Origin of the sequence: Paracoccus alcaliphilus, from assembly GCF_028553725.1 — a bacterium.
Taxonomy (GTDB): Bacteria; Pseudomonadota; Alphaproteobacteria; order Rhodobacterales; family Rhodobacteraceae; genus Paracoccus; species Paracoccus alcaliphilus.
The window spans coordinates 2273484-2295235 of the sequence record NZ_CP067124.1; the positions used below are offsets into that span (position 1 = coordinate 2273484).

Genomic DNA, 21752 nt, shown 5'->3' on the forward strand with positions numbered 1-21752 from the left:
ATCGCGTTGGCGCTAGCACGATATTGCACATCATGCAATATTGGCGCGCCGCCGGATCAGAGCTGGCCGGAAAGCTCGTCGATGACCTGCTGCCACAGTGCGGCAGGCTGGGCGCCACTGATGGCATGGGCATCGGCCACGATGAAGCTGGGCACCGAATTGATGCCCTTCTGGCGGGCATGGGCTTCGCGCCGGGCCACCTCGGCCAGATCGGCATCGCCGGCCAGCAACCGCGCGACCACGGCGCCCTCCATGCCTGCGGCCTCGGCAATTGCGGCCAGTTGCGCCGGATCGCCGATATCGCGCGCCTCTTGCCAATGCGCCCGCATCAGCCCCGACATGACCCGGGTCTGCGCCCCTTCCAGCCCGGCCCAATGCATCAGGCGATGGGCGTCGGTCGTGTCCGGTTCCCGCGCCGAGGGGTTCAGGGTCAGCCCCAACGCCGCCGCCCGCCCGGCCACCACCCGCGATGCCTCTTCAGCGCGCGATCCCAGCTTGGCATGCAGATATTCGATCCGGTCCATGCCTTCGCGCGGCATCTGCGGGTTCAGCCGGAACGGATGCCAGGTGATCGCAAAGGGGTGGCCGGGACGGCTTTCCAGCGCCCGGTCCAGCTCGACCTTGCCGATCAGGCACCAGGGGCAGACGGGGTCGGCGAAGATATCAAGCCGGATCAAGTTCGGTCCTTCCGGTGGCTGTCGCGCAGGGCGCGACGGTTGATCTTGCCGGTGGGCGTGCGGGGCAGGGCGCCCAGCCGGATATAGTCTCGCGGCTGCTTATAGCGGGCCAGCCGCGCCTCGGCCATGGCGCGCAGATCATCTGCCCCGGCATCTCCGGTCCAGAAGGCCGCGATGATGCTGCTGCCCGGCCCGACGGCCAGTTCGGTCACCGCGACATCGCCCGCGCCGGGATGAGAGGCCAGAACCTCCTCGATCTCGGGCGGGGCCACGCGATAGCCACCGGCATTCATGATGTCGTCGCCACGCCCCAGCAGGGTGATCGCGCCGTCATCGCCTGCCATCGCCTGATCGCCGGCCAGAAACCACTCACCCAGCATCCGGTCCTGCGTGTCGCCGGGCTGATCCAGATACCCGAGATAGAGCCCCGGATCATCGCGCCGCACGGCCAGAGCGCCGGGCAGACCCGGCCCCAGAACCCGCCCATCCGGGTCCAGAATCGCGACATGCCGCCCGGGCTGCGCATATCCGGCTGTGCCGACAGGCGCAGGCCGGGCCGGACTGCCCGACAGGAAGGTCGAGATCTCGGACGCGCCCATCGCCTCATGCAGATCGGTGCCGGTCCGGTCCTGCCATGCCTGACGCAGGCCGGGGTCCAGCCGCTCTCCGGCGGCCAGACCGTGACGCAGGCTGGCAATGGGCTGCCATTCGGCCCGCAGCAATCTGCGAAAGACACCCGGCGCCCCGGCCAGCAGCGAGGCCCCGTGACGACTGGCCAGCAGCGGGATCTGCTCGATCGCGGTGCCCTCGGCAATGATCAGCGCCGTCGCCCCGATGGTCCAGGGATCCATCAGCCCGGTGCCAAGCGTGAATGTCCAGTTGAAGGCCCCGGCATGCATCATCCGGTCATCGGGCCGCAACCCGTACCAGCCCTGAAACATCATCTGCCGGGCCAGAATCGCGCGATGGGCATGCATCACCGCACGCGGCTGCCCCGAAGACCCGGACGTATAGATGATATAGGCCAGCCGCCCCGCGTCACCCATGGCGAAATCCGCCGGTGGCAGGGCGGCGAACCCCGCCAGATCAGCCTCATCCAATCGCGGAACCGGCTGATCGGGCAGGGCGATCCCCTCACCCGCAACAACCATCGCCGGGCGCAACTCGTCAGCCAGTCGGGTCACTTCAGGCCCGGTCAGCATGGCCGAGGTCGGCACCGGCACGATCCCCGCCGTGATCGCGCCCAGATAGGCGATGGGAAAGGCCGGGCGATTGCCCAGCCGCATCAGCAGCCGGTCGCCCGGCTGCAATCCCGCACGCAGCAACCCGGTTGCCGTCCCCCGCACCGCCGCGATCAGCCGCCCATAGGACCAGCGCTCGGCCCGCGCCGGACCGACGACCGACAGCGCCAGCCTGTCGGGCACCGCCGCCCCGGCCCGCAAGACATGCTCTGCCAGATTCATCATGCCCCCTGTCACTCACAACCCATCTTTGGTGTCAAAATATCCTCTGGGGGTCCGGGGGGCGAAGCGCCCCCGGCCACGGCAAGAGGTATCCGCAACCCGGCCATCCCATATCAGCCCCTGACAGCCAAAGACCAGATCGCCACCACCGCACGGCATCGATCAAACGAAAACGGCCCGCGCTGGCGGGCCGTTACATCCTTGTCTCGATCCCTGCGGGGGCTTGATCGGCGCGGGCCCGTCGCCCCGCCGCGATCAAAGCAGCTTCAGATCACTAGCCGAGGCGCGGCCGTCGCGGCCCGACTGCAGTTCGTATTCGATCTTCTGGTTGTCCTGCAGCCCGGTCAGCCCGGCGCGCTCGACAGCCGAGATGTGGACGAAGACATCCTTGCCGCCCTCATCAGGGGCGATGAAGCCAAAGCCTTTGGTGGCGTTGAACCACTTTACCGTTCCGGTCGCCATAACCGTTCTCTCCTTCAAGTCATCCCGGGCAGGATTGCCAGGGCCGTGCAGCTGCTTTCGGTATTCCGGCTGCCCGTGACACAGGAAGGCGGTAGAAAGTGTTCGCTCACGCAAGTGAGAGGATGAACGAGAATCGGAAAAAAACGCAAGCATAAACGCGCGCAGCAGTGGCGCGCGTTCTCAGTGAATGCACGATTGGGCGCTTTTCAGCGCAGATCAGGCGGCGTGGCCTCGGCTTTCAGCAGTTCGACGACTTCGTTCAGCGCCATGGTCCGGCTGCCCTGACTGTCCAGCCGACGCATGGATACAGTCCGATCATCTACCTCTTTCATGCCGATGGCAAGGATTGCGGGAACCTTTGCGACAGAATGCTCGCGGACCTTATAGTTGATCTTTTCGTTGCGGATGTCGGATTCGGCCCGGATTCCCGCCGCGCGCAGCGCCTCGACCACCTCGGCGACATAGTCATCCGCATCCGACACGATCGACGCCACCACCACCTGACGCGGTGCCAGCCAGAAGGGCAGCTTGCCGGCGCTGTTCTCGATCAGGATGCCGATGAACCGCTCGAAACTGCCCAGCACGGCGCGGTGCAGCATGATCGGGCGATGTTTCGCGCCGTCCGCGCCGACATATTCGGCATCCAGCCGCTCGGGCAGGTTGGGGTCCACTTGCAGCGTGCCGCATTGCCAGTCGCGGCCGATGGCGTCGGTCAGCACGAATTCCAGTTTCGGCCCATAGAACGCACCTTCACCCGGAAACAGTTCATAATCATGGCCCGCCGCCCGGCAGGCATTGCCAAGCGCGGCCTCCGCCCGGTCCCAGCTTTCATCCGAACCGATGCGCTTTTCCGGGCGGGTGGACAGTTTGATCTTCCAGTCGTCAAAGCCCAGATCGGCATAGATCGCGGCCAGAAACTCGATGAATTTCTTCGTTTCCGCCTCGATCTGATCCTCGGTGCAGAAGATATGCGCGTCGTCCTGCGTAAACCCGCGCACCCGCATGATGCCATGCAGCGCGCCCGAGGGCTCATAGCGGTTGCAGGATCCGAATTCGGCCATGCGCAGCGGCAGATCGCGATAGGATTTCAGCCCGTGATTGAAGATCTGCACATGGCAGGGGCAGTTCATTGGCTTCAGCGCGTTGATCGTCTTGGTCTTGGCATGTTCCTCATCCACCTCGACGATGAACATGTTTTCCTGATAGTTCTCCCAATGACCTGATTCTTCCCACAATTTCCGGCTGACGACCTGCGGGGTATTGACCTCGACATAGCCATCGGCGCGCTGGCGGCGGCGCATGTAATCCTGCAACGTGGTATAGATGTTCCAGCCGTTCGGATGCCAGAAGATCTGCCCCGGCGCCTCTTCCTGCATGTGGAACAGGTCCATCTCGCGGCCCAGCTTGCGGTGGTCGCGTTTGGCGGCCTCCTCCAGCATGGTCATATGGGCCTTCAACTCGTCGCGGTTGCGGAAGGCCACGCCATAGATGCGTTGCAGCATCGGCCGCGTATTGTCGCCCAGCCAATAAGCCCCGGCGATATGGGTCAGCTTGAAGGCATCGGCGGGCAGCTGGCCGGTCGATTGCAGATGCGGGCCACGGCACAGATCCTGCCAGTCGCCATGCCAGTACATCCGCAGATCCTCACCTTCGGGGATACGGTCGATCAGCTCGATCTTGAAGGGCTCGCCGCGCTGTTCGTAATAGGCCAGCGCCCGGTCACGGTCCCAGACCTCGGTGCGGACGGGATCGCGGGCGGCGATGATCTCTTTCATCTTCGCCTCGATCCGGCCCAGATCCTCGGGTGTGAAGGGGTCGATGCGGTCGAAATCATAGAACCAGCCGAAATCGCGCACCGGGCCGATGGTGACCTTCACATCCGGCCAGATCTCTTGCACCGCGCGGGCCATCACATGGGCAAAATCATGGCGGATCAGTTCCAGCGCCTGCGCCTGATCCTTCATCGTGTGGATGCTGATCGCGCCCGACGTCGCGATCGGCCATGCCAGATCGATGTGGCGCCCGTCCAGACTGGCCGAGATCGCGCGTTTCGCAAGGCTGGGGGCGATGCTTTCGGCCACCTGCGCGGCGGTGATTCCCGCCGGATAGTCGCGCGAATTGCCATCAGGAAAGGTCAGGGAGATCTGGGACATCACGTCCTCCTCGTCGGTCTGGCGCCCACGGAACGCCCGGTTGCGGGTTATGATGCGGATCGTTTGAACCCGGCGCGCGGGACTGTCAAGCCGAAGGGATCAGTCCTCGCTGGCCAGCCGCTCTTCCAGAATCTCGAAGGGGACGGCGGGTTCATCCTTGGCGCCACGGATCACCAGACTGGTCTTGACGCTGGCGACATTGGGCGCGGCGGTCAGCCGGTCGGTCAGGAAACGCTGAAAGCTGGACAGGTCCGGCGCCACGCATTTCAGGATGAAGTCGATCTCGCCGTTCAGCATGTGGCATTCGCGCACCAGAGGCCAGCCGCGCACCAGATCCTCGAAGGCGGACAGGTCGCGCTCGGACTGGCTGGCAAGGCGCACCATCGCAAAGACGCGCACCTCGAAGCCCAGCTCGCGCGCGTTGATATCGGCATGATAGCCGCGGATATAGCCCAGTTCCTCAAGCGTGCGGACCCGGCGGAGGCAGGGCGGAGCCGAGATCCCGACGCGCCGCGCCAGCTCGACATTCGTCATCCGCCCGTCCGCCTGAAGCTCGGCCAGAATCCTGCGGTCGATCTCGTCAAGTTTTGCGCCGGCCATTCTGCCCTGTGACCTCATGGTTTTTCGTTGCCGGAAACTACAATGGGGGGGCGACATGCGCAACATTGTTTCTTGAACCCGGTCCCGATTGCAGAATGGGGCCGGGGCCATTACCTAGTCCCGGAATGACAGGATCGAGGCGCAGGATGACCGACAAAACCCATGTGAAACTGCTGATCATCGGCTCGGGGCCCGCAGGCTATACCGCCGCCGTCTATGGCGCGCGCGCGATGCTGAACCCGATGCTGATCCAGGGCCTGCAACCGGGCGGGCAGCTGACCATCACCACCGAAGTCGAGAACTGGCCGGGCGAGACCGAGATCCAGGGCCCCGATCTGATGGTGAAGATGGAGGAACATGCCCGCGCGATGGGGGCCGATGTGGTCGTCGATTACGTCACCCGGCTGGATTTGCAGTCCCGCCCCTTCGTTGCCGAATGTGACAGCGGACGCGTGGTCACGGCGGATGCGGTGATTCTGGCGACGGGCGCGCAGGCGCGCTGGCTGGGGCTGGACAGTGAAGAGAAGTTCAAGGGCTTCGGCGTCAGCGCCTGCGCCACATGCGACGGTTTCTTTTATCGCGGTCGCGACGTGGTGGTGGTTGGCGGCGGCAATACCGCCGTTGAAGAGGCGCTGTTCCTGACCAAATTCGCCAGCAAGGTGACGCTGGTCCATCGCCGCGACAGCCTGCGGGCGGAAAAGATCCTGCAACAGCGGTTGTTGGGCAATCCCAAGGTGGAAATCATCTGGGATCACGAACTGGCCGAGGTGAAGGGAACGGACAGCCCGCTTGGCGTGACCGGCGTCGTGCTGCGCGATGTGAAGGCGGGGGGCTTGCGCGAGGTTGCCGCCGACGGGGTGTTCATCGCCATCGGCCACGCGCCCTCGAACGATCTGGTGCAGGGCCAGCTGGAGCTGCACAATGGCGGCTATGTCAAGGTCGAGCCGGGCAGCACCCGCACCTCGGTCCCCGGCGTTTTCGCGGCGGGCGATCTGACCGATCATGTCTATCGTCAGGCGGTGACCAGCGCCGGGATGGGCTGCATGGCCGCGCTGGACGCCGAGCACTGGCTGGCCACGCAAGAGGTCGCGCTGCCCGAAACCGTGGGGGCCTAGGCCTTTGGGGGTTTCCGGCATCCCGGTGACCGGGATGCCGGACGAGGACACGTTCCGTGAGTGCGGTGCGTCGCTCGGCATGTAAACGTGGCAGGGCAACAACGGTTCCCGGTCACGGACTTTTGTCAGGCCCGGAGCCGCAGATAATGGAGAGATGATGACCCGTCCCGATCCGGCCCCGATCCGCGAATTGTTCGTCACCCCCGAGATGGCCGACGCCCTGCGCCTCGATGCGCAGCGGATGCCACAATGGCAGGTTTCCGGCGCGCAGGCGGTGGATCTGGATCTGCTGATGACGGGGGCGCTGTTTCCGCTGAAGGGCTTTCAGTCTCAGGCCGATAGCGATGCGATCACCCAGTGGCGACAACTGGCATCGGGCCCGTTCTGGCCCGCGCCGGTCGCGCTGGCGGTCAGCGAGGCCTTTGCCGAGGACATAGAGCCGGGCCGCGACATCGCCCTGACCGATGATGAGGGATTGCTGGCCCTGATGTCGGTAACCGATCGCTGGACCGGGGATGCGGGCTTTCTGCTGGGCGGGCCGGTCAAGGGTATCCGCCCCTCGCGCGCGCAGCAGCCCGAGGCGCGACCGAACGCCCTGCGTCGCCGCTTTGCGAGCAGGGATCAGGTGATCGCCCTCTGGGGGCCTGATGACTGGATTGCCGGACAACGCGACCGGCTGGGTGACCTGCCACATTTCACCCTGCGCCAACGCGCCGCCCCTTCGCCACAAGAGGCGCTGTTGCAGGCCATCGTGGCGCGCAATTGCGGGGCGACGGATCTGTTGATCCCGGCGGCGCTGGCGAATGATCCGTTGCTGGCGGCACATCGCGCGGATATCGGGATCGCGATCCAGGCCGCGCCCTGACGTGGCGGTCGCGGCCCGGATGGGATGTTGCGATCATCCGGGGCGCGGAATGCCTTAATGGACGCTGACGGGCGCCAGATCGTTCTGCCGCGCCAGCATGAAGGCCAGGCTGCGTTCGCGCACCAGCGCCAGCCGTTCGCCATCCACGCCATGTACGGCATAGAGACTGGAAATGCCCGGCACCTGTTCCTGAATCTCGGCGGGCAGGCTGTCGGTCTCGACGCGGCGGATATAGACGGTGTTGCCGTTCTCGATATCGCCGATCTCATGTTTCGTATTCATGCTGATCCCCTTCATTTGCGGCTGATCGGTATGGTCTGGACGACTTGCTGCGGCTGAACCCGCGTCAGGTCGATATGAAGCAGCCCGTTTTCCATCTGCGCGGCGGTCACCTGTACCCCGTCGGCCAGCACGAAACTGCGCTGGAAGGCGCGGGCGGCGATGCCCCGGTGCAGAAAGACGCGGTCGCGATCCTCTTCGCAATTGCGTCCACGGATCACCAGCTGGCGATCCTCGGTCGTGACCGACAGATCCTCTTCCGAGAACCCGGCGACGGCCAGAGTGATGCGAAAACCGTCCGGGGCAACATGTTCGATATTATAGGGCGGATAGCCCTCGGCCCCCTTGGCCGCGCGTTCCGCCAGCCGTTCCAGCTGATCGAAACCCAGCAGATAGGGATGCGCCCCCAGTGAAATCTTCGACATTCCCAGCCCTTTCCGCGTAAAGCGACTGCCTTTGCCGGGCCCCGTGACGGCGACCCGTGCAGATACAATATGTGGTCGGGTAACCATAATCGCAAGATCCCGAGGATTCTGTTAACAGCGGGGACGCAACAGGCTATAAGCAAAGAAAACAACGCAAAATGCCAAGCACGGTCAGCCAGATGAATATGCATCACGAAATGTCGCATGACGAAATTATCCGCGCCAGACTGGCGGTGCTGCGCTGCGAACATCGCGATCTGGACGAGGCCATCACCGCGCTGACCCGCCAGCAGCTGACCTCTTCGCTGACCCTGCAACGGCTGAAAAAGCAGAAGCTGGCGCTGAAGGACCAGATCGCCCGGCTGGAAGACGAACTGACCCCCGATATCATCGCCTGAACCGCTCGCGATTGCGGCCAGCCGCCTTGCGCGTTATTGCCTGCGCCAGATGAACGCGGCCATTCAAGGGGAGCCATAGATGGACAAGCCGGTGGGAATCATCATGGGCAGCCAGTCCGACTGGCCGACCATGCGAGAGGCAGCCGCCATTCTGGATGAACTGGCCATCGGCTATGAGGCCCGGATCGTCAGCGCCCATCGCACCCCCGACCGGTTGTGGGATTACGGCAGAACCGCTGTCGGACGCGGGCTGAAGGTGATTATCGCCGGGGCAGGGGGCGCGGCGCATCTGCCGGGCATGATGGCCTCCAAGACCCGCCTGCCGGTGATCGGCGTGCCGGTGCAGACCCGGGCGCTGTCAGGGGTCGATTCGCTCTATTCCATCCTGCAGATGCCAAAGGGCTATCCGGTGGCGACCATGGCGATCGGCGCGGCCGGGGCGGCCAATGCCGGGCTGATGGCCGCAGGTATCCTTGCCCTTGGCGATCCCGCGCTGGCCGAACGGCTGGAGCAATGGCGTCAGGCCCTGTCGGCATCCATCCCCGAGGAGCCGCGCGATGAGTGACACCCGGACCATCGGCATCCTCGGCGGCGGCCAGTTGGGCCGGATGCTGTCGGTCGCGGCCAGCCGCCTTGGCCTGCGCTGCCATATCTATGAGCCGGGCGCGGCCCCGGCGGGCGACGTGGCCCATGCCCTGACCAGTGCCCCCTATGAGGACGAATCCGCCCTGCGCGCCTTCGCCCAATCGGTCGATGTCATCACCTATGAATTCGAGAACGTGCCGACCTCCGCCCTGGACCTGCTGGAATCGATCCGCCCGATCCGGCCGAACCGCCGCGCGCTGGCGGTGTCGCAGGACCGGCTGACCGAAAAGACCTTCCTCAACGGCATCGGCCTTGCCACCGCGCCCTTCGCCGATGTGCAGTCGCAGACCGACCTGCCCGCAGCCATCGCCCGTATCGGCGCGCCTTCGATCCTCAAGACCCGGCGCATGGGCTATGACGGTAAGGGCCAGATCCGCATCACCGATGCCGGTTCCGCGGAATGGACCGGTGCGCCTTCGGTGCTGGAAGGCTTCGTCGATTTCAGCGCGGAAATCAGCGTCATCATCGCCCGCGGTGCCGATGGGCAGGTCGCGGCCTTCGATCCGGGGCTGAACCACCACGAAGGCGGCATCCTGCGGACGACGACCGTTCCCTGCGGCCTGCCCGGCAAGGTGACGACGGATGCGGTGCTGATCGCCGCCCGGATCGCCAATGCGCTGGAATATGTGGGCGTGATGGGGGTCGAGCTGTTCGTGACGCCACAGGGCCTGATCGTGAACGAGATCGCGCCTCGCGTGCATAATTCCGGCCACTGGACCCAGGCCGGTTGCGTGGTCGATCAGTTCGAACAGCATATCCGCGCCGTGGCGGGCCTGCCGCTTGGCGACGGCCGCCGCCATGCCGATGTGGTGATGGAGAACCTGATCGGCGACGACATGGCCCGCGTTCCCGAACTGCTGACGACAGCCGGGGCGCAGATCCATCTCTATGGCAAGGGCGAGGCACGGCCGGGCCGCAAGATGGGGCATGTCAACCGGATCGCGGGATGAATCCCGCACGCCCCCGGCTGGCTGTCCGCGCTGCGATCCTGCATGACGACCGGCTGCTGATGGTCAACGCATGGCCGGGCCGGACATCCGACCTGTGGTGCCTGCCCGGCGGCGGGGTCGAGCCGGGCCAGTCGCTGCCCGAAAACCTGATTCGCGAGCTGTATGAGGAAACCGGCCTCGCCATCCGGGTCGGCGCCATCATCCTGATCAACGAATTCCATGACCCGGCCGGCGGCTTTCATCAGGTCGAGATCATCTTCCGCGCCACCTTGCCGACCGGTGCCGCCATCACACTCAACGACCCCGAATGCGTGGTCGATCGCTTCTGCTGGGTCATCCGACAGGAACTGGCCCGCCTGCGCCACAAACCGGCACTTCTGGCCCGCGCCGTCTGGGGACAGCACGCCGCCTGGTACGATCAGCTCGAACCGATCACGACCTGACGATAACGCGCCACACGCATCTTTGGTGTCGAAATATCCTCGGGGGGTCCGGGGGGCGAAGCGCCCCCGGCGCTGGCGGGATGCAGCCTATTCGGCGGCCTGTTTCATCGCCGTTTCCGATCCCGGCTTCATCTGGAACCCACGCTCCAGCTGATCGAAGGGCGCGACCGGATAATCACCCGAGAAACAGGCATCGCAATAGCGCGGACATTTCGCATCGCGCCCTTTTGCCTCACCCACCGCGCGATACAGCCCGTCCAGTGACACGAAGGCCAGCGAATCGACGCCGATCCAGTCGCGCATCTGCTCTTCGGACATCTGCGCGGCCAGCAGCTTGTCGCGGTCCGGCGTGTCGACGCCATAGAAACACGGCCATGCGGTGGGGGGGCTGGCAATGCGGAAATGCACCTCGGCGGCGCCCGCATCAAGAATCATGTCCTTGATCTTGCGGCTGGTTGTGCCGCGCACCACGGAATCATCCACCAGCACGACCCGCTTGCCCGCGACCAGCGCCCGGTTCACGTTCAGCTTCAGCCGCACGCCCATATTGCGGATCTGCTCGGTCGGCTCGATGAAGGTGCGGCCCATATACTGGTTGCGGATGATGCCCATGCCATAGGGAATGCCGCTTTCATGCGCATAGCCGATGGCCGCCGGGGTGCCGCTGTCGGGCACCGGGCAGACCAGATCGGCCTCGACCGGGGCTTCGCGGGCCAGTTCCACGCCGATCTGGCGGCGGGTTTCATAGACCGAGCGCCCGCCGATGATCGAATCGGGGCGCGAGAAATAGACATGTTCGAAGATGCAGAACCGCCCCGTCGAAGGCCCGAACGGGCGCGAGCTTTCGATATGCCCCTTCGAGATCACCACCATCTCGCCCGGCTCGATCTCACGCACGAAGCGGGCGCCGATGATGTCCAGCGCGCAGGTTTCCGAGGACAGCACAAAGCCCTCTTCGCCCAGACTGCCCAGCACCAGCGGGCGCACGCCAAGCGGGTCGCGCACGCCGATCAGCTTGGTGCGGGTCATGGCGATGACGGAAAACGCCCCCTCGACCCGGCGCAGCGCGTCCTTCATCCGCTCGGGGATGTTGCGCTGGATCGAGCGCGCCATCAGGTGGATTATGCATTCGCTGTCCGACGAGGACTGGAAGATCGAGCCGCGCTCGATCAGTTCGCGCCGCAGGGCAGCCGCGTTGGTGATATTGCCGTTATGGGCGATGGCGCAGCCACCCATGGCGAATTCGCCGAAAAAGGGCTGCACGTCGCGGATGGCGGTATTGGCCTTGGTGCCCGCCGTCGAATAGCGCACATGCCCGATGGCCAGCGACCCCGGCAGCGTCGCCATCACATCGGCCTTGGTGAAATTGTCGCGCACATAGCCGAAACGGTGGGCGCTGTTGAATCCCTGTTCGGGATGATGGGTGACGATACCGCCAGCCTCTTGCCCGCGATGTTGCAATGCGTGCAGGCCAAGGGCGACGAAACTTGAAGCATCGGCGACTCCGATCGCTCCGAAAACTCCGCATTCTTCATGCAGACGATCCGAATCGAACGGATGGGCCAGGAAGGGTTGCATCTCAGCATCCTGAATGGCGTTAAGCTGTCGCCCGCTATGTAGTGGCTTGCGGCAGCAAAGTCACGCCCCGGCGGACCTGCCGGAGCGCTTTTTCGTCACGAAAGCGACATGAACCCCGCATCAGGGCAGGATCTGCCGGTTCCGGCCTCAGTTCGCGGCGGGTGCCGGGGCCGGATTCGCAGGCGCCTGACCCGCATCGACGGGGGTTCCGGCTTCGGTGCAGCTGCGCACCATCTGCTCGTAGCGGCTGACGATCCAGCCCGGCGCGTCGTCCGGGATCTGTTCGTCCATCTGGCCGCGCATCCGTTCGAAGATCTGGGCCGAGCGCGAATTTTCCACCATCGCCACCTGCTGGCTGGTCATCACCCGGTCATAGACGATGAAGGCGATGGCCACCAGCAGGATGCCGCGCGCCACGCCGAACAGGAAACCGATGCCCTGATCGATCCCGCCAAGCGCCGAACGCTGCACGACCGAGGAAAACAGCGGCGTGATGATCGAGAACACCACCAGCGCCAGCGCAAAGACCACTGCAAAGCCCGCGATCATGGCCAATTCGCAACTGTCGCCCAGAAAACGGTCCAGCACCGGGATCTGCGCAATCAGCGGCCGCATGGCGCCTGCGAAGATGAAGGCCAGGATGGCGGCCCCGATCCAGCCCAGAATCGCCAGCGATTCGCGGACAAAGCCCCGCGACCAGGCCAGAATCGCCGATAGGATGATGACCCCCGCCACCACCGCGTCGATAACCGTGAATCCGTCCATAATGCCCGTGCCCCTGCGCCGGTTAATGTTTCGTTTCAGGCGCTTCAGCCGGCGCCGAAGATATCGCCCACAAATGCCGTCAGGTCCGCGATGCGCGTTGGCATCATGCCGTCCAGCCCCTCGGCCTTCTGGGCCTCGGGTAAAATCGCCTGTGAAAAACCAAGTTTTCGGGCTTCTTTCAACCTGTTTTCCGCCTGAGCGACCGGACGCAGCGCGCCCGACAGGCTGATTTCGCCAAAGAGAACCGCCTCGGCGGGCAGCGCCGCGTCCTCTCGTGCCGACAAAAGCGCGCCCGCGATGGCCAGATCGGCGGCGGGTTCGCTGACCTTCATGCCGCCCGCCACGTTCAGGAACACGTCCAGCCCGGCGAACGGGATGCCGCAACGGGCCTCCAGCACTGCAAGGATGGTCGAGACGCGGCCCGAATCCAGCCCGACCACGGTGCGGCGCGGGCTGGCCAGCGTCGAGGGCGCGACCAGCGCCTGTACCTCGGTCAGCACCGGCCTTGTGCCTTCTATGCCTGCGAAAACCGCGCTGCCGGGGCTGGGCTGGCCGCGTTCGGACAGAAACAGCGCCGATGGGTTGGCGACTTCGGCCAGACCCGCGCCTGTCATCTCGAACACGCCGATTTCATCCGCGGGGCCAAAGCGGTTCTTGACGCTGCGCAGGATGCGGAACTGATGACCGCGTTCGCCTTCGAAATACAGAACCGTATCGACCATGTGTTCCACCACGCGCGGCCCGGCGATCTGGCCGTCCTTGGTGACATGGCCGACCAGGATGACGGCAACGCCGCGTCTTTTGGCGAAAGTCACAAGTTCGTGGGCCGAGGCCCGGACCTGCCCGACCGATCCCGGCGCGGCCTCGACCTGATCGGACCACAGCGTCTGCACGGAATCGATGATCGCCAGATCGGGTCGTTCGTTGTCCAGCGTGGTCAGGATGTCGCGCAGGTTGGTTTCCGACCCCAGCCGCACCGGCGCGTCGGTCAGATCCAGCCGCCCCGCACGCATGCGGACCTGCGCGCTGGCCTCTTCGCCGCTGATATAGATGGCGTTCAGCCCGGCCCGCGCGAAGGCTGCCGCCGCCTGCAACAGCAGCGTCGATTTGCCGATACCGGGATCGCCGCCGACCAGCACCGCGGAACCCGGCACCAGCCCGCCGCCCAGCACCCGGTCCAGTTCCGCCATGCCTGATTGCTGGCGGGGCGGGGGCGGCTCGTGGCTGGAAAGGCCCGACAGCGGCACCGCGCGACCCTTGGCGGCGCCAAGGCCGCGTCCCGGCCCCTGCGACAGCGGCGCCTCTTCGGCGATGGTGTTCCATTCGCCACAGGAATCGCAGCGCCCGGCCCATTTCTTGTGGGCGGCGCCGCAGGCGGTGCAGGTGAAGGCGGTGACGGATTTTGCCATGCCGCCCTTCTGGCAGAGCGCGGCGCCTATCGCAATCATGCGATTGCCGATACGACATCGCGACGCAGCGGCCGATCACACCACCGATCACACCATTGTCGTCTTGATCTTTCCGCGTCCCGCCGTCACTTTCTGCCCGTTTTTGTTCAGGGAATTTGAATGGCCAGCCCCAGACCGTTTTCGCGATACGAATTCATGATCGCATGGCGCTATCTGCGCGCCCGCCGCAGCGAGGGCGGGGTCAGCGTGATGACTTGGATCAGCCTGATCGGCATCGCCCTGGGCGTGATGGCGCTGATCGCGACGCTGGCGGTCAGGTCCGGCTTCCGGGCCGAGTTCATCGACACTATCCTTGGCGCGAATGCCCACAGCACCGTCTATATGGCGCCGCAGCGGATCGAGAACGAGCTGACCGGCGATGTCTATGTCGTGCCGGGCAAGATCCAGGATTACGACGCGATGGCCACGGTGCTGGCGCAGATCCCGGGCGTCACCCGCACCGCGCCGCTGGTCAAGGGGCAGGTGATGGCCACCGCCAACGACCGCTCGATCGGGGCCGAGGTCTTTGGCGTCACGCTGGATTCGCTGAAAGCCATGCCGCGCATCGTGGATCCCGAAACCTCGGCCGGCGACCTTGGCGAGTTCGACCGGGGCGTGGCCATCGGATCGGGGATCGCGCGGGAACTGAACCTTGGCCTTGGCGACATGGTGCGGCTGGTATCGCCCGACGGGCCGAATACGCCGGTGGGCAAGTCGCTGCGGATGAAGGCCTATGAGGTGACCTATATCTTCAGCGCCGGGCGTTACGAGGTCGATCGTTCCCGCATCTATATGCCGATGGCCGAGGCGCAAAGCTATTTCAACCGCGAAGGCGTCGCCGACGAGATCGAAGTGTTCGTGGACGACCCCGAGCGGGTCCATGACTGGACCGGGCCGCTGCTGTCAGCGGCGGGGCAGGGGGCGCAGGTCTGGAACTGGCGCGATGCCTCGGGCTCTTATCTGGCGGCGCTGGACATGGAGGATGACGTGATGTTCGTCATCCTGTCGGTGCTGGTGCTGATTGCATCGATGAACATCACCTCGGGGCTGATCATGCTGGTCAAGAACAAGGGCCGCGATATCGGCATCCTGCGCACGATGGGCCTGACCGAGGGCGCGATCCTGCGCGTCTTCTTTCTGTGCGGCGCATTCACCGGCGTCATCGGCACCATCGCCGGGGTGATCCTTGGCGTGGCACTGGCGCTGAACGTGGACAATATCATGGCGGGGCTGAATGCGCTGACCAATGGCGGGGCGTGGCAGCCCGAGGTGCGCGGCATCTATCGCCTGCCTGCCGATCTGCGGGCATGGGACATCTTCCGCGCGGTGGCGCTGTCGCTGTCGTTGTCCTTCATCGTGACCATTTTCCCCGCGCGCCGCGCCGCGCGCATGAACCCGGTGGAGGCGCTGCGCTATGAGTGAGGTTCTGCGGTTGGATGGCGTCGCCAAGACCTATGGTCTGGGCGGTCCCGCCCCGGTCGAGGTGCTGCGCGGTCTGGACCTGAGCGTCGCGCGCGGCGAAGTCGTGGCGCTGGTCGCGCCGTCGGGGGCGGGCAAATCGACGCTGCTGCATATCGCGGGGCTGCTGGATCAGCCGACCTCGGGCAGGGTGATCCTTGGCGGGCGCGACATGACCGGCCTGTCGGATCAGGCACGGACCGAGGCGCGGCGCTCGGATCTGGGCTTCGTCTATCAGTTCCACCATCTGCTGCCGGAGTTTTCGGCGCATGAGAATATCGTGCTGCCGCAACTGGCCAACGGGGTTCCGGCGCAGGCGGCGGCGGCGCGGGCCAGCGATCTGCTGGATCGCGTGGGCCTTGGCCATCGCGCGGCGCACCGGCCGGCCGAGCTGTCGGGCGGCGAACAGCAGCGGGTGGCCTTCTGCCGGGCGCTGGCCAATGAACCGGCGTTGCTGCTGGCGGACGAGCCGACCGGCAATCTGGACCCCGAGACCGCCGAGCGGGTGTTCGATCTGCTGATGTCATTGGTCCGGGAAACCGGGCTGGCCGCCCTGCTGGCGACCCATAACCACGATCTGGCCGCCCGCATGGACCGGGTGGTTCACCTGACGCAGATCGGCTGAGGGCTGTCGCGCAGCATCCAGAAATGGTCGGTCGGACCGTGGCCCTTGCCCGCATCCAGCGCGTCCCCGGCCTTCAGCGCCTGCAACACATAATGTTTGGCGGCCTTGCAGGCGCGCAGCGGATCATGCCCCAGCGCCAGTTGCGTGGCCAGCGCCGAGGACAGGCTGCATCCGGTCCCGTGGCTGTTCACGGTGGCATGACGCGGGGCGTCCAGCCAATGGCTGCCGCCTTGCCAGACCAGCAGATCAGGGCATTGATCGCCCGGCAGATGCCCGCCTTTCAGCAGTACCGCGCGCGGCCCCAGCGCCAGCAGATCATGGCCCTGCGCCTCCATCCGGTCGCGGTCGGTGGCCTCGTCGCAGCCCAGCAGATCGGCGGCTTCGGGCAGGTTCGGGGTGATGATCCGCGCCATCGGCAACAACTCGTCGCGCAGCGCATCGACGGCCTGCGCGCTCAGCAGCCGGTCGCCGCCCTTGGCGACCATCACCGGGTCAAGAACGATGGGGCAGTCCAGACCCGCCAGCGCCCCGGCCACGGCGGCGGTCACGGCGGCATCGCCCAGCATCCCGATCTTGACCGCATCGATGCGGATATCGTCGCGGATCGCGGCAATCTGGGCGGCGATGAAATCCGGCGCGACGATCTGCACCCCGCGGACACCTTGCGTATTCTGCACCGTCAGCGCCGTGATCGCCGCCATCGCATAACCGCCATTGGCTGAAATCGCCTTGATATCCGCTTGAATTCCGGCCCCGCCCGAGGGGTCAGACCCCGCGATGGACAGGATATTCGGCACGGTCTGCCGGGGCATGGTCTCTCCTTCCCGCAGGCGTGGGGAAGGGCGGACGACCCGTTGACGGGCTGAACGCGACTCCCTCCGCCAGCATGATCTGGTTCAGGTTCGAAGGGTGCTTCTCAGCCCGGTCGAACCCGGACGCCCCTGTCACGATCCGCAGGGAAGCCGATTGCGCGCGGTTATGCAAGCCTTCGTTCAGCCGACCGAGATCAGCCGGATCGATTCGTCCTGACTCATCAGCCACATCAGCAGCCGGATCGCGCGGCCGCGCGGCGATTCCAGCGCCGGGTCGCGATCCAGCAGGTTGCGCGCGTCCTGCCGGGCGACGGCCATCAGCCCGGGCTGATGTTCCAGATCGCCGATGCGGAAACGCGGCAGACCGGATTGCGCGGTGCCGATCACGTCACCCGCGCCGCGCATCTCCAGATCGACCTCGGCAATGCGGAAGCCGTCCTCGGTATCGCGCAGCGTGGTCAGCCGACGTGCCCCGGTTTCACCCAGCGGCGGGTGATAAAGCAGCAGGCAGGTCGAGGCGCCCTTGCCCCGTCCGACCCGGCCCCGCAGCTGATGCAGCTGCGCCAGCCCGAAGCTTTCGGCGCGCTCGATCACCATGATCGTGGCCTCGGGCACGTCCACGCCGACCTCGATCACCGTCGTCGCGACCAGCAACTGCGCCCGACCGCTGGCGAAATCGGCCATCGCCGCGTCGCGCTGATCGGCGGGCATCTGACCGTGGATCAGTCGCACGCCCTCGCCAAACTCGGCGCGCAGGGCCTGAAACCGCGCCTCGGCGGCGGTCAGGTCGGTGACTTCGCTCTCTTCGACCAGCGGGCAGACCCAATAGGCCCGCGCACCCTGATCCAGCACCCGGTGCAGCCGCGCCGTCACCTCGGCCAGTCGCTGATCGCTGATCATCACGGTGGTGATCGGCTGGCGTCCGGGCGGCTTTTCATCCAGCACCGACAGATCCAGATCGCCATATTGCGTCAGCGCCAGCGAGCGCGGAATCGGCGTCGCGGTCATGATCAGCATGTCGGGGGGCACATGGCCCTTGCCCGACAGTTCCAACCGCTGTGCCACGCCGAAACGATGCTGTTCGTCGATGATGGCAAGGCGAAGGTCATGGAAATGCACGTCTTTCTGGAAAACTGCATGTGTGCCGACCAGGATGTCGATGCGCCCTTCCGCCAGATCCTGCAACAGCTGCGCGCGCAGTTCGCCCTTGTCGCGCCCGGTCAGCGCGGCCAGCCGGATGCCCGCCGCCCGCGCCATCGCCTCCAGCCCGCGGGCATGCTGGCGGGCAAGGATCTCGGTCGGGGCCATCAGCACCGCCTGACCGCCGGATTCGACCGCAACCAGCGCCGCCAGCATCGCAACCAGCGTCTTGCCCGAGCCGACATCGCCCTGCAACAGCCGGTTCATGCGCCGGTCGCTGCCCATATCCGCGGCGATTTCCTGAACCGCGCGGGTCTGGGCAGCGGTCGGCGGCCAGGGCAGGGCATCCAGCACCGCCTGCCGCAGCCTGCCATCGCCCGTGCTGGGTCGCCCGCGCAGGTGACGTTTCTGGCGCCGGACCAGCGCCAATGTCATCTGATGGGCCAGAAACTCGTCATAGGCCAGCCGCTGCCGCGCCGGATCGTCGGGCGACAATTCGCCCGGCCCGGCAGGCGCATGCGCCGCCGTCAGCGCCGCCTGCCAGCCCGGCCAGCCGCGATCACTCAGCAGTTGCGGGTCGATCCATTCCCCGGCATCGGGCAGCCGGGTCATCGCCGCCGCCACCGCGCGGGCCATCGTCTTTTGCGTCAGCCCGGCGCTGAGCGGATAGACCGGCTCGAAATCCACCGGCAGGGGGTCGGTTTCGGTCAGGATATGATCGGGATGGACCATCTGCGCCATGCCATCGAACAGTTCGACCTTGCCCGAGACGATGCGCCGCGCGCCTTCGGGAAGCTGTTTCTCGATCCAGTCGCGCCGCGGGTGGAAAAACACCAGCGTCAGGTCCGAGGTGCCGTCGCTGCAATGAACCCGCCACGGCCTGCCGCGCGTGGTGGGCGGGTGATGGCGGATGACCTCGACGCCGATGGTGATGATTTCGGGCGGGCGGGCATCAGTAATTCGCGCGATCCGGCGGCGGGTGACGCCGCTGGAAGGCAGGGTCAGGATCAGGTCTCGGGGGCGCTCGATTCCCATCTGGGCCAGCGCGGCCACGCCCTTGGGGCCGATCCCCGGCAGGCTGTCGATCGCAGCGAACAGCGGGAACAGTTCTGGTGGCCGGCCCTTCGTCACACTCATCTGCCCGCGATCCGCATCCATTCGTCTTCGTCGATCACCCTGACGCCCAGATCGGCGGCCTTTTTCGCCTTCGATCCCGCGCCCGGCCCGGCAATGACCAGATCGGTTTTCGCACTGACCGAGCCCGCGACCTTCGCCCCCATCGATTCGGCCCGCGCCTTGGCCTCGGCCCGGGTCATCCGCTCCAACGTGCCGGTAAAGACCAGCGTCTGGCCGCTGATTTCGCTGTCGGCATGGGTCGGGGCCTTGGCGGGCAGGATCTCAAGCTGCCGGGTCAGGCGGTCGATGCCCGCGCGTTCCGAAGGCTGGCTGAAACTGGTGATCAACGATTGCACCAGCACCGCGCCGATACCGTCGATCCCGGCCAGTTCCGACCAATGCGGACTGTCGGCCAGCAGCGGACGGCGCGACTTGTCATCGGTGGCGGCAAAGGCCGGTTCCTGCGCGGCCCCGTCGATGGCGGCGATCAGCGCGTCCCATGTGCCGAAATGGCGCGCCAGTGTGGCCGCCGCGACCTCGCCCACATGGCGGATGCCGAGGGCAAAGATCAGGCGGCGCAACTCGATCCGGCGGCGATCCTCGATGGCGGCGAACAGCTTGGCGGCCGAGCGGTCGCCGAAACCCTCGCGATTCTTCAACTTGGGGAGGTTGGCGGTGTCACGGGTGGCCAGCGTGAAGATATCCGCCGGTTCGCGGATCGGCAGGTGATCGTCGGTGAAGAACATCTCGATCTGCTTTGCCCCGAGACCCTCGATGTCGAAGGCGGCGCGGCTGACGAAATGTTTCAACTTCTCAATGGCCTGCGCCGGGCATATCAGGCCGCCCGTGCAGCGGCGCACGGAATCGCCCACCTCGCGCACCGCGTCCGAGCCGCATTCGGGACAGGTTTCGGGAAAGCGATATGCATCGCTGTCCGCCGGGCGGCGCGACAGGTCCACATCGGCAATCTTGGGAATCACATCGCCCGCGCGATAGACCTTGACCCAGTCGCCTTCGCGAATGTCGCGCCCCTCACGGATCGGCGCGCCGGAATTGTCGCGGCCGGCGATGTAATCCTCGTTATGCAGGGTCGCGTTCGAGACGACGACGCCGCCGACCGTCACCGGCTCCAACCGCGCGACGGGGGACAGCGCGCCGGTGCGACCGACCTGGATCTCGATCCGCTGCAACCGGGTCCAGGCGGTCTCGGCCGGGAACTTGTGCGCCAGCGCCCAACGCGGCGTGGTCGAGCGGAAACCCAGCCGCGCCTGAAAGGACAGGTCGTCCACCTTGTACACCACGCCATCGATGTCATAGCCAAGCGTGGCGCGCTGCTGCTCGATCGCGGCCCATGTCTCGATCATCGCTGCGGCGCCGTCGCAAAGCCGGGTCAGCGGGTTGATGGCAAAGCCCAGATCCGCCAGCCGCTGCACCGCCTGCATCTGCGTATCGGCCAGCGGCGCGGACAGTTGCCCCCAGCCATAGGCGAAAAAGCGCAGCGGCCTGCTGGCGGTGACCGTCGGGTCAAGCTGGCGCAGCGATCCGGCGGCGGCATTGCGGGGATTGGCAAAGACGCGACCGCTGCCGGTCTGGTTCAGACGGGCGAAATCGTCGTGGCTCATATAGACCTCGCCGCGCACCTCGATTATGCCCTTCGGCGCGTCGCGCAGCAGTTGCGGAATGTCGGCCACGGTGCGGGCATTGGCGGTGACGTTTTCGCCCACGCTGCCATCGCCGCGCGTCGCCGCCTGCACCAGAACGCCGTCCTCATAGCGCAGCGACAGCGACAATCCGTCGATCTTGGGTTCCGCCGTGAACATCAGTGGCGCGTCTTCGGCAAGGTTCAGAAAGCTGCGGATACGGGTGACGAAATCCTGCACGTCCTCGGGCGTGAAGGCGTTGGACAGCGACATCATCCGCTGCGCATGGGTGACCTTGCCGAACCCTTCCGCCGGGGTGGCGCCGACATGGCCGGTCGGACTGTCGGGCATGACCAGATCGGGGAATGCCTGTTCCAGTTCTTCCAGACGGCGCTTCATCGCGTCGTAATCCGCATCTGACAGGGTAGGGGCGTCGTGGGTGTGGTAATCCTCGTTCGCCTGCCGGATCCGGTCGGCCAGCGAGGCGATTTCGTCGCTGGCCTGCTGCGTATTCAGCTGATCGACGCCGCTGCGGTCCTGCACCGCAACCCCCGATTCTGGCGTGATGTCATCGCCGGTTTCGCCTGTCTGTCGCGCCATTCCCTGCCGTCCCGCTCTGGCCTGCTGTCCGGCTCAGCTTATACGCTGCATCAGCCGCCGCGCCCAGATGGGTTGGCATGCGGATGACGGAAGGG

Annotated in this window: 21 protein-coding genes and 1 riboswitch; of the genes, 8 read left to right on the forward strand and 13 right to left on the reverse strand. The window is 65.8% G+C overall.

Going from position 1 to position 21752, the window contains the following annotated elements; translation table 11 throughout:
• Positions 1-56: 56 nt before the first annotated feature.
• From JHW40_RS11665 to JHW40_RS11685, 5 genes are all read right to left on the reverse strand, one after another.
• Positions 57-677, reverse strand: a complete 621-nt coding sequence (locus JHW40_RS11665; protein ID WP_090613598.1) for a DsbA family oxidoreductase — start codon at positions 675-677, stop codon at positions 57-59.
• A complete protein-coding gene (locus tag JHW40_RS11670; RefSeq protein ID WP_090613805.1) occupies positions 674-2140 on the reverse strand; it encodes a class I adenylate-forming enzyme family protein in 1467 nt (488 codons plus the stop codon). Before JHW40_RS11670 ends, JHW40_RS11665 begins: the two co-directional genes overlap by 4 nt.
• Before the next feature lie 255 nt (positions 2141-2395).
• Positions 2396-2602, reverse strand: a complete 207-nt coding sequence (locus JHW40_RS11675) for a cold-shock protein (RefSeq protein ID WP_090613601.1) — start codon at positions 2600-2602, stop codon at positions 2396-2398.
• A 206-nt stretch (positions 2603-2808) separates the two neighbouring features.
• Complete coding sequence (gene thrS / locus JHW40_RS11680) at positions 2809-4755, reverse strand: threonine--tRNA ligase (protein WP_090613604.1); 1947 nt, start codon at positions 4753-4755, stop codon at positions 2809-2811.
• Between the two features lie 99 nt (positions 4756-4854).
• Positions 4855-5355, reverse strand: coding sequence for an Lrp/AsnC family transcriptional regulator (locus tag JHW40_RS11685; RefSeq protein ID WP_090613607.1), 501 nt, complete (start codon positions 5353-5355; stop codon positions 4855-4857).
• A gap of 146 nt (positions 5356-5501) precedes the next feature.
• Here JHW40_RS11685 and trxB point away from each other — a divergent pair, with 146 nt between their 5' ends.
• Positions 5502-6470: a thioredoxin-disulfide reductase gene (trxB, locus tag JHW40_RS11690; RefSeq protein WP_090613610.1), complete on the forward strand. Its 969-nt coding sequence runs from the start codon at positions 5502-5504 to the stop codon at positions 6468-6470.
• A gap of 157 nt (positions 6471-6627) precedes the next feature.
• Positions 6628-7335, forward strand: a complete 708-nt coding sequence (locus JHW40_RS11695) for a bifunctional sulfate adenylyltransferase/adenylylsulfate kinase (RefSeq protein ID WP_170851855.1) — start codon at positions 6628-6630, stop codon at positions 7333-7335.
• 54 nt (positions 7336-7389) lie between these two features.
• Here JHW40_RS11695 and JHW40_RS11700 read toward each other — a convergent pair whose 3' ends face one another.
• Both JHW40_RS11700 and JHW40_RS11705 read right to left on the reverse strand, forming a co-directional pair.
• Positions 7390-7617 (reverse strand): DUF1150 family protein, encoded by a 228-nt coding sequence (locus tag JHW40_RS11700; RefSeq protein WP_090613615.1) that lies wholly within the window; start codon positions 7615-7617, stop codon positions 7390-7392.
• 11 nt (positions 7618-7628) lie between these two features.
• Complete coding sequence (locus tag JHW40_RS11705; RefSeq protein ID WP_090613616.1) at positions 7629-8039, reverse strand: Hsp20 family protein; 411 nt, start codon at positions 8037-8039, stop codon at positions 7629-7631.
• A gap of 179 nt (positions 8040-8218) precedes the next feature.
• Between JHW40_RS11705 and JHW40_RS11710 the strand changes: the two genes are divergently transcribed.
• From JHW40_RS11710 to JHW40_RS11725, 4 genes are all read left to right on the forward strand, one after another.
• Positions 8219-8437, forward strand: a complete 219-nt coding sequence (locus tag JHW40_RS11710) for a YdcH family protein (protein WP_090613806.1) — start codon at positions 8219-8221, stop codon at positions 8435-8437.
• A 79-nt stretch (positions 8438-8516) separates the two neighbouring features.
• Positions 8517-9002: a 5-(carboxyamino)imidazole ribonucleotide mutase gene (gene purE, locus JHW40_RS11715; protein ID WP_090613619.1), complete on the forward strand. Its 486-nt coding sequence runs from the start codon at positions 8517-8519 to the stop codon at positions 9000-9002.
• Entirely contained in the window at positions 8995-10032 is a 1038-nt protein-coding gene (locus JHW40_RS11720; protein ID WP_090613621.1) for a 5-(carboxyamino)imidazole ribonucleotide synthase, read from the forward strand. The genes purE and JHW40_RS11720 overlap by 8 nt, the downstream gene beginning before the upstream one ends.
• A complete protein-coding gene (locus tag JHW40_RS11725) occupies positions 10029-10475 on the forward strand; it encodes an NUDIX domain-containing protein (RefSeq protein WP_090613623.1) in 447 nt (148 codons plus the stop codon). The genes JHW40_RS11720 and JHW40_RS11725 overlap by 4 nt, the downstream gene beginning before the upstream one ends.
• Positions 10476-10562: 87 nt before the next feature.
• Here JHW40_RS11725 and purF read toward each other — a convergent pair whose 3' ends face one another.
• The 3 genes from purF to radA all read right to left on the reverse strand — a co-directional run bounded on the left by purF (position 10563) and on the right by radA (position 14227).
• The gene (purF, locus tag JHW40_RS11730; RefSeq protein WP_090613626.1) at positions 10563-12053 is read right to left on the reverse strand and encodes an amidophosphoribosyltransferase; all 1491 of its coding nucleotides are present in this window, start codon (positions 12051-12053) and stop codon (positions 10563-10565) included.
• A gap of 147 nt (positions 12054-12200) precedes the next feature.
• On the reverse strand, positions 12201-12818 hold the full coding sequence (locus tag JHW40_RS11735) for a CvpA family protein (RefSeq protein ID WP_090613628.1): 618 nt from the start codon (positions 12816-12818) through the stop codon (positions 12201-12203).
• Positions 12819-12862: 44 nt separating this feature from the next.
• Complete coding sequence (gene radA / locus JHW40_RS11740) at positions 12863-14227, reverse strand: DNA repair protein RadA (RefSeq protein ID WP_090613631.1); 1365 nt, start codon at positions 14225-14227, stop codon at positions 12863-12865.
• Between the two features lie 159 nt (positions 14228-14386).
• On the opposite strand from radA, the gene JHW40_RS11745 reads away from it, so the two are divergent.
• Together JHW40_RS11745 and JHW40_RS11750 are read left to right on the forward strand one after the other, a co-directional pair.
• A complete protein-coding gene (locus JHW40_RS11745; protein WP_090613635.1) occupies positions 14387-15688 on the forward strand; it encodes a lipoprotein-releasing ABC transporter permease subunit in 1302 nt (433 codons plus the stop codon).
• Positions 15681-16349: an ABC transporter ATP-binding protein gene (locus JHW40_RS11750; protein ID WP_090613637.1), complete on the forward strand. Its 669-nt coding sequence runs from the start codon at positions 15681-15683 to the stop codon at positions 16347-16349. Before JHW40_RS11745 ends, JHW40_RS11750 begins: the two co-directional genes overlap by 8 nt.
• Here the strand turns inward: JHW40_RS11750 and thiD are convergent.
• From thiD to ligA, 3 genes are all read right to left on the reverse strand, one after another.
• Positions 16328-17161 (reverse strand): bifunctional hydroxymethylpyrimidine kinase/phosphomethylpyrimidine kinase, encoded by an 834-nt coding sequence (thiD, locus tag JHW40_RS11755; protein ID WP_090613640.1) that lies wholly within the window; start codon positions 17159-17161, stop codon positions 16328-16330. The two genes, JHW40_RS11750 and thiD, sit on opposite strands and share 22 nt — an antisense overlap.
• 44 nt (positions 17162-17205) lie before the next feature.
• Positions 17206-17302, reverse strand: a riboswitch (TPP riboswitch).
• 39 nt (positions 17303-17341) lie between these two features.
• Positions 17342-19438 (reverse strand): ATP-dependent DNA helicase RecG, encoded by a 2097-nt coding sequence (gene recG / locus JHW40_RS11760; protein WP_244519242.1) that lies wholly within the window; start codon positions 19436-19438, stop codon positions 17342-17344.
• Entirely contained in the window at positions 19435-21657 is a 2223-nt protein-coding gene (gene ligA / locus JHW40_RS11765; protein ID WP_170851856.1) for an NAD-dependent DNA ligase LigA, read from the reverse strand. Before ligA ends, recG begins: the two co-directional genes overlap by 4 nt.
• Positions 21658-21752 lie beyond the last annotated feature (95 nt).

Bases quoted from the DNA above. Each gene is read 5' to 3' on its own strand.
- JHW40_RS11670 (WP_090613805.1), bottom strand. From the start codon at position 2,140: ATGAATCTGGCAGAGCATGTCTTGCGGGCCGGGGCGGCGGTGCCCGAC.
- JHW40_RS11675 (WP_090613601.1), bottom strand. From the start codon at position 2,602: ATGGCGACCGGAACGGTAAAGTGGTTCAACGCCACCAAAGGCTTTGGC.
- thrS (WP_090613604.1), bottom strand. From the start codon at position 4,755: ATGTCCCAGATCTCCCTGACCTTTCCTGATGGCAATTCGCGCGACTAT.
- JHW40_RS11685 (WP_090613607.1), bottom strand. From the start codon at position 5,355: ATGGCCGGCGCAAAACTTGACGAGATCGACCGCAGGATTCTGGCCGAG.
- trxB (WP_090613610.1), top strand. From the start codon at position 5,502: ATGACCGACAAAACCCATGTGAAACTGCTGATCATCGGCTCGGGGCCC.
- JHW40_RS11695 (WP_170851855.1), top strand. From the start codon at position 6,628: ATGACCCGTCCCGATCCGGCCCCGATCCGCGAATTGTTCGTCACCCCC.
- JHW40_RS11700 (WP_090613615.1), bottom strand. From the start codon at position 7,617: ATGAATACGAAACATGAGATCGGCGATATCGAGAACGGCAACACCGTC.
- JHW40_RS11705 (WP_090613616.1), bottom strand. From the start codon at position 8,039: ATGTCGAAGATTTCACTGGGGGCGCATCCCTATCTGCTGGGTTTCGAT.
- JHW40_RS11710 (WP_090613806.1), top strand. From the start codon at position 8,219: ATGAATATGCATCACGAAATGTCGCATGACGAAATTATCCGCGCCAGA.
- purE (WP_090613619.1), top strand. From the start codon at position 8,517: ATGGACAAGCCGGTGGGAATCATCATGGGCAGCCAGTCCGACTGGCCG.
- JHW40_RS11720 (WP_090613621.1), top strand. From the start codon at position 8,995: ATGAGTGACACCCGGACCATCGGCATCCTCGGCGGCGGCCAGTTGGGC.
- JHW40_RS11725 (WP_090613623.1), top strand. From the start codon at position 10,029: ATGAATCCCGCACGCCCCCGGCTGGCTGTCCGCGCTGCGATCCTGCAT.
- purF (WP_090613626.1), bottom strand. From the start codon at position 12,053: ATGCAACCCTTCCTGGCCCATCCGTTCGATTCGGATCGTCTGCATGAA.
- JHW40_RS11735 (WP_090613628.1), bottom strand. From the start codon at position 12,818: ATGGACGGATTCACGGTTATCGACGCGGTGGTGGCGGGGGTCATCATC.
- radA (WP_090613631.1), bottom strand. From the start codon at position 14,227: ATGGCAAAATCCGTCACCGCCTTCACCTGCACCGCCTGCGGCGCCGCC.
- JHW40_RS11745 (WP_090613635.1), top strand. From the start codon at position 14,387: ATGGCCAGCCCCAGACCGTTTTCGCGATACGAATTCATGATCGCATGG.
- JHW40_RS11750 (WP_090613637.1), top strand. From the start codon at position 15,681: ATGAGTGAGGTTCTGCGGTTGGATGGCGTCGCCAAGACCTATGGTCTG.
- thiD (WP_090613640.1), bottom strand. From the start codon at position 17,161: ATGCCCCGGCAGACCGTGCCGAATATCCTGTCCATCGCGGGGTCTGAC.
- recG (WP_244519242.1), bottom strand. From the start codon at position 19,438: ATGAGTGTGACGAAGGGCCGGCCACCAGAACTGTTCCCGCTGTTCGCT.
- ligA (WP_170851856.1), bottom strand. From the start codon at position 21,657: ATGGCGCGACAGACAGGCGAAACCGGCGATGACATCACGCCAGAATCG.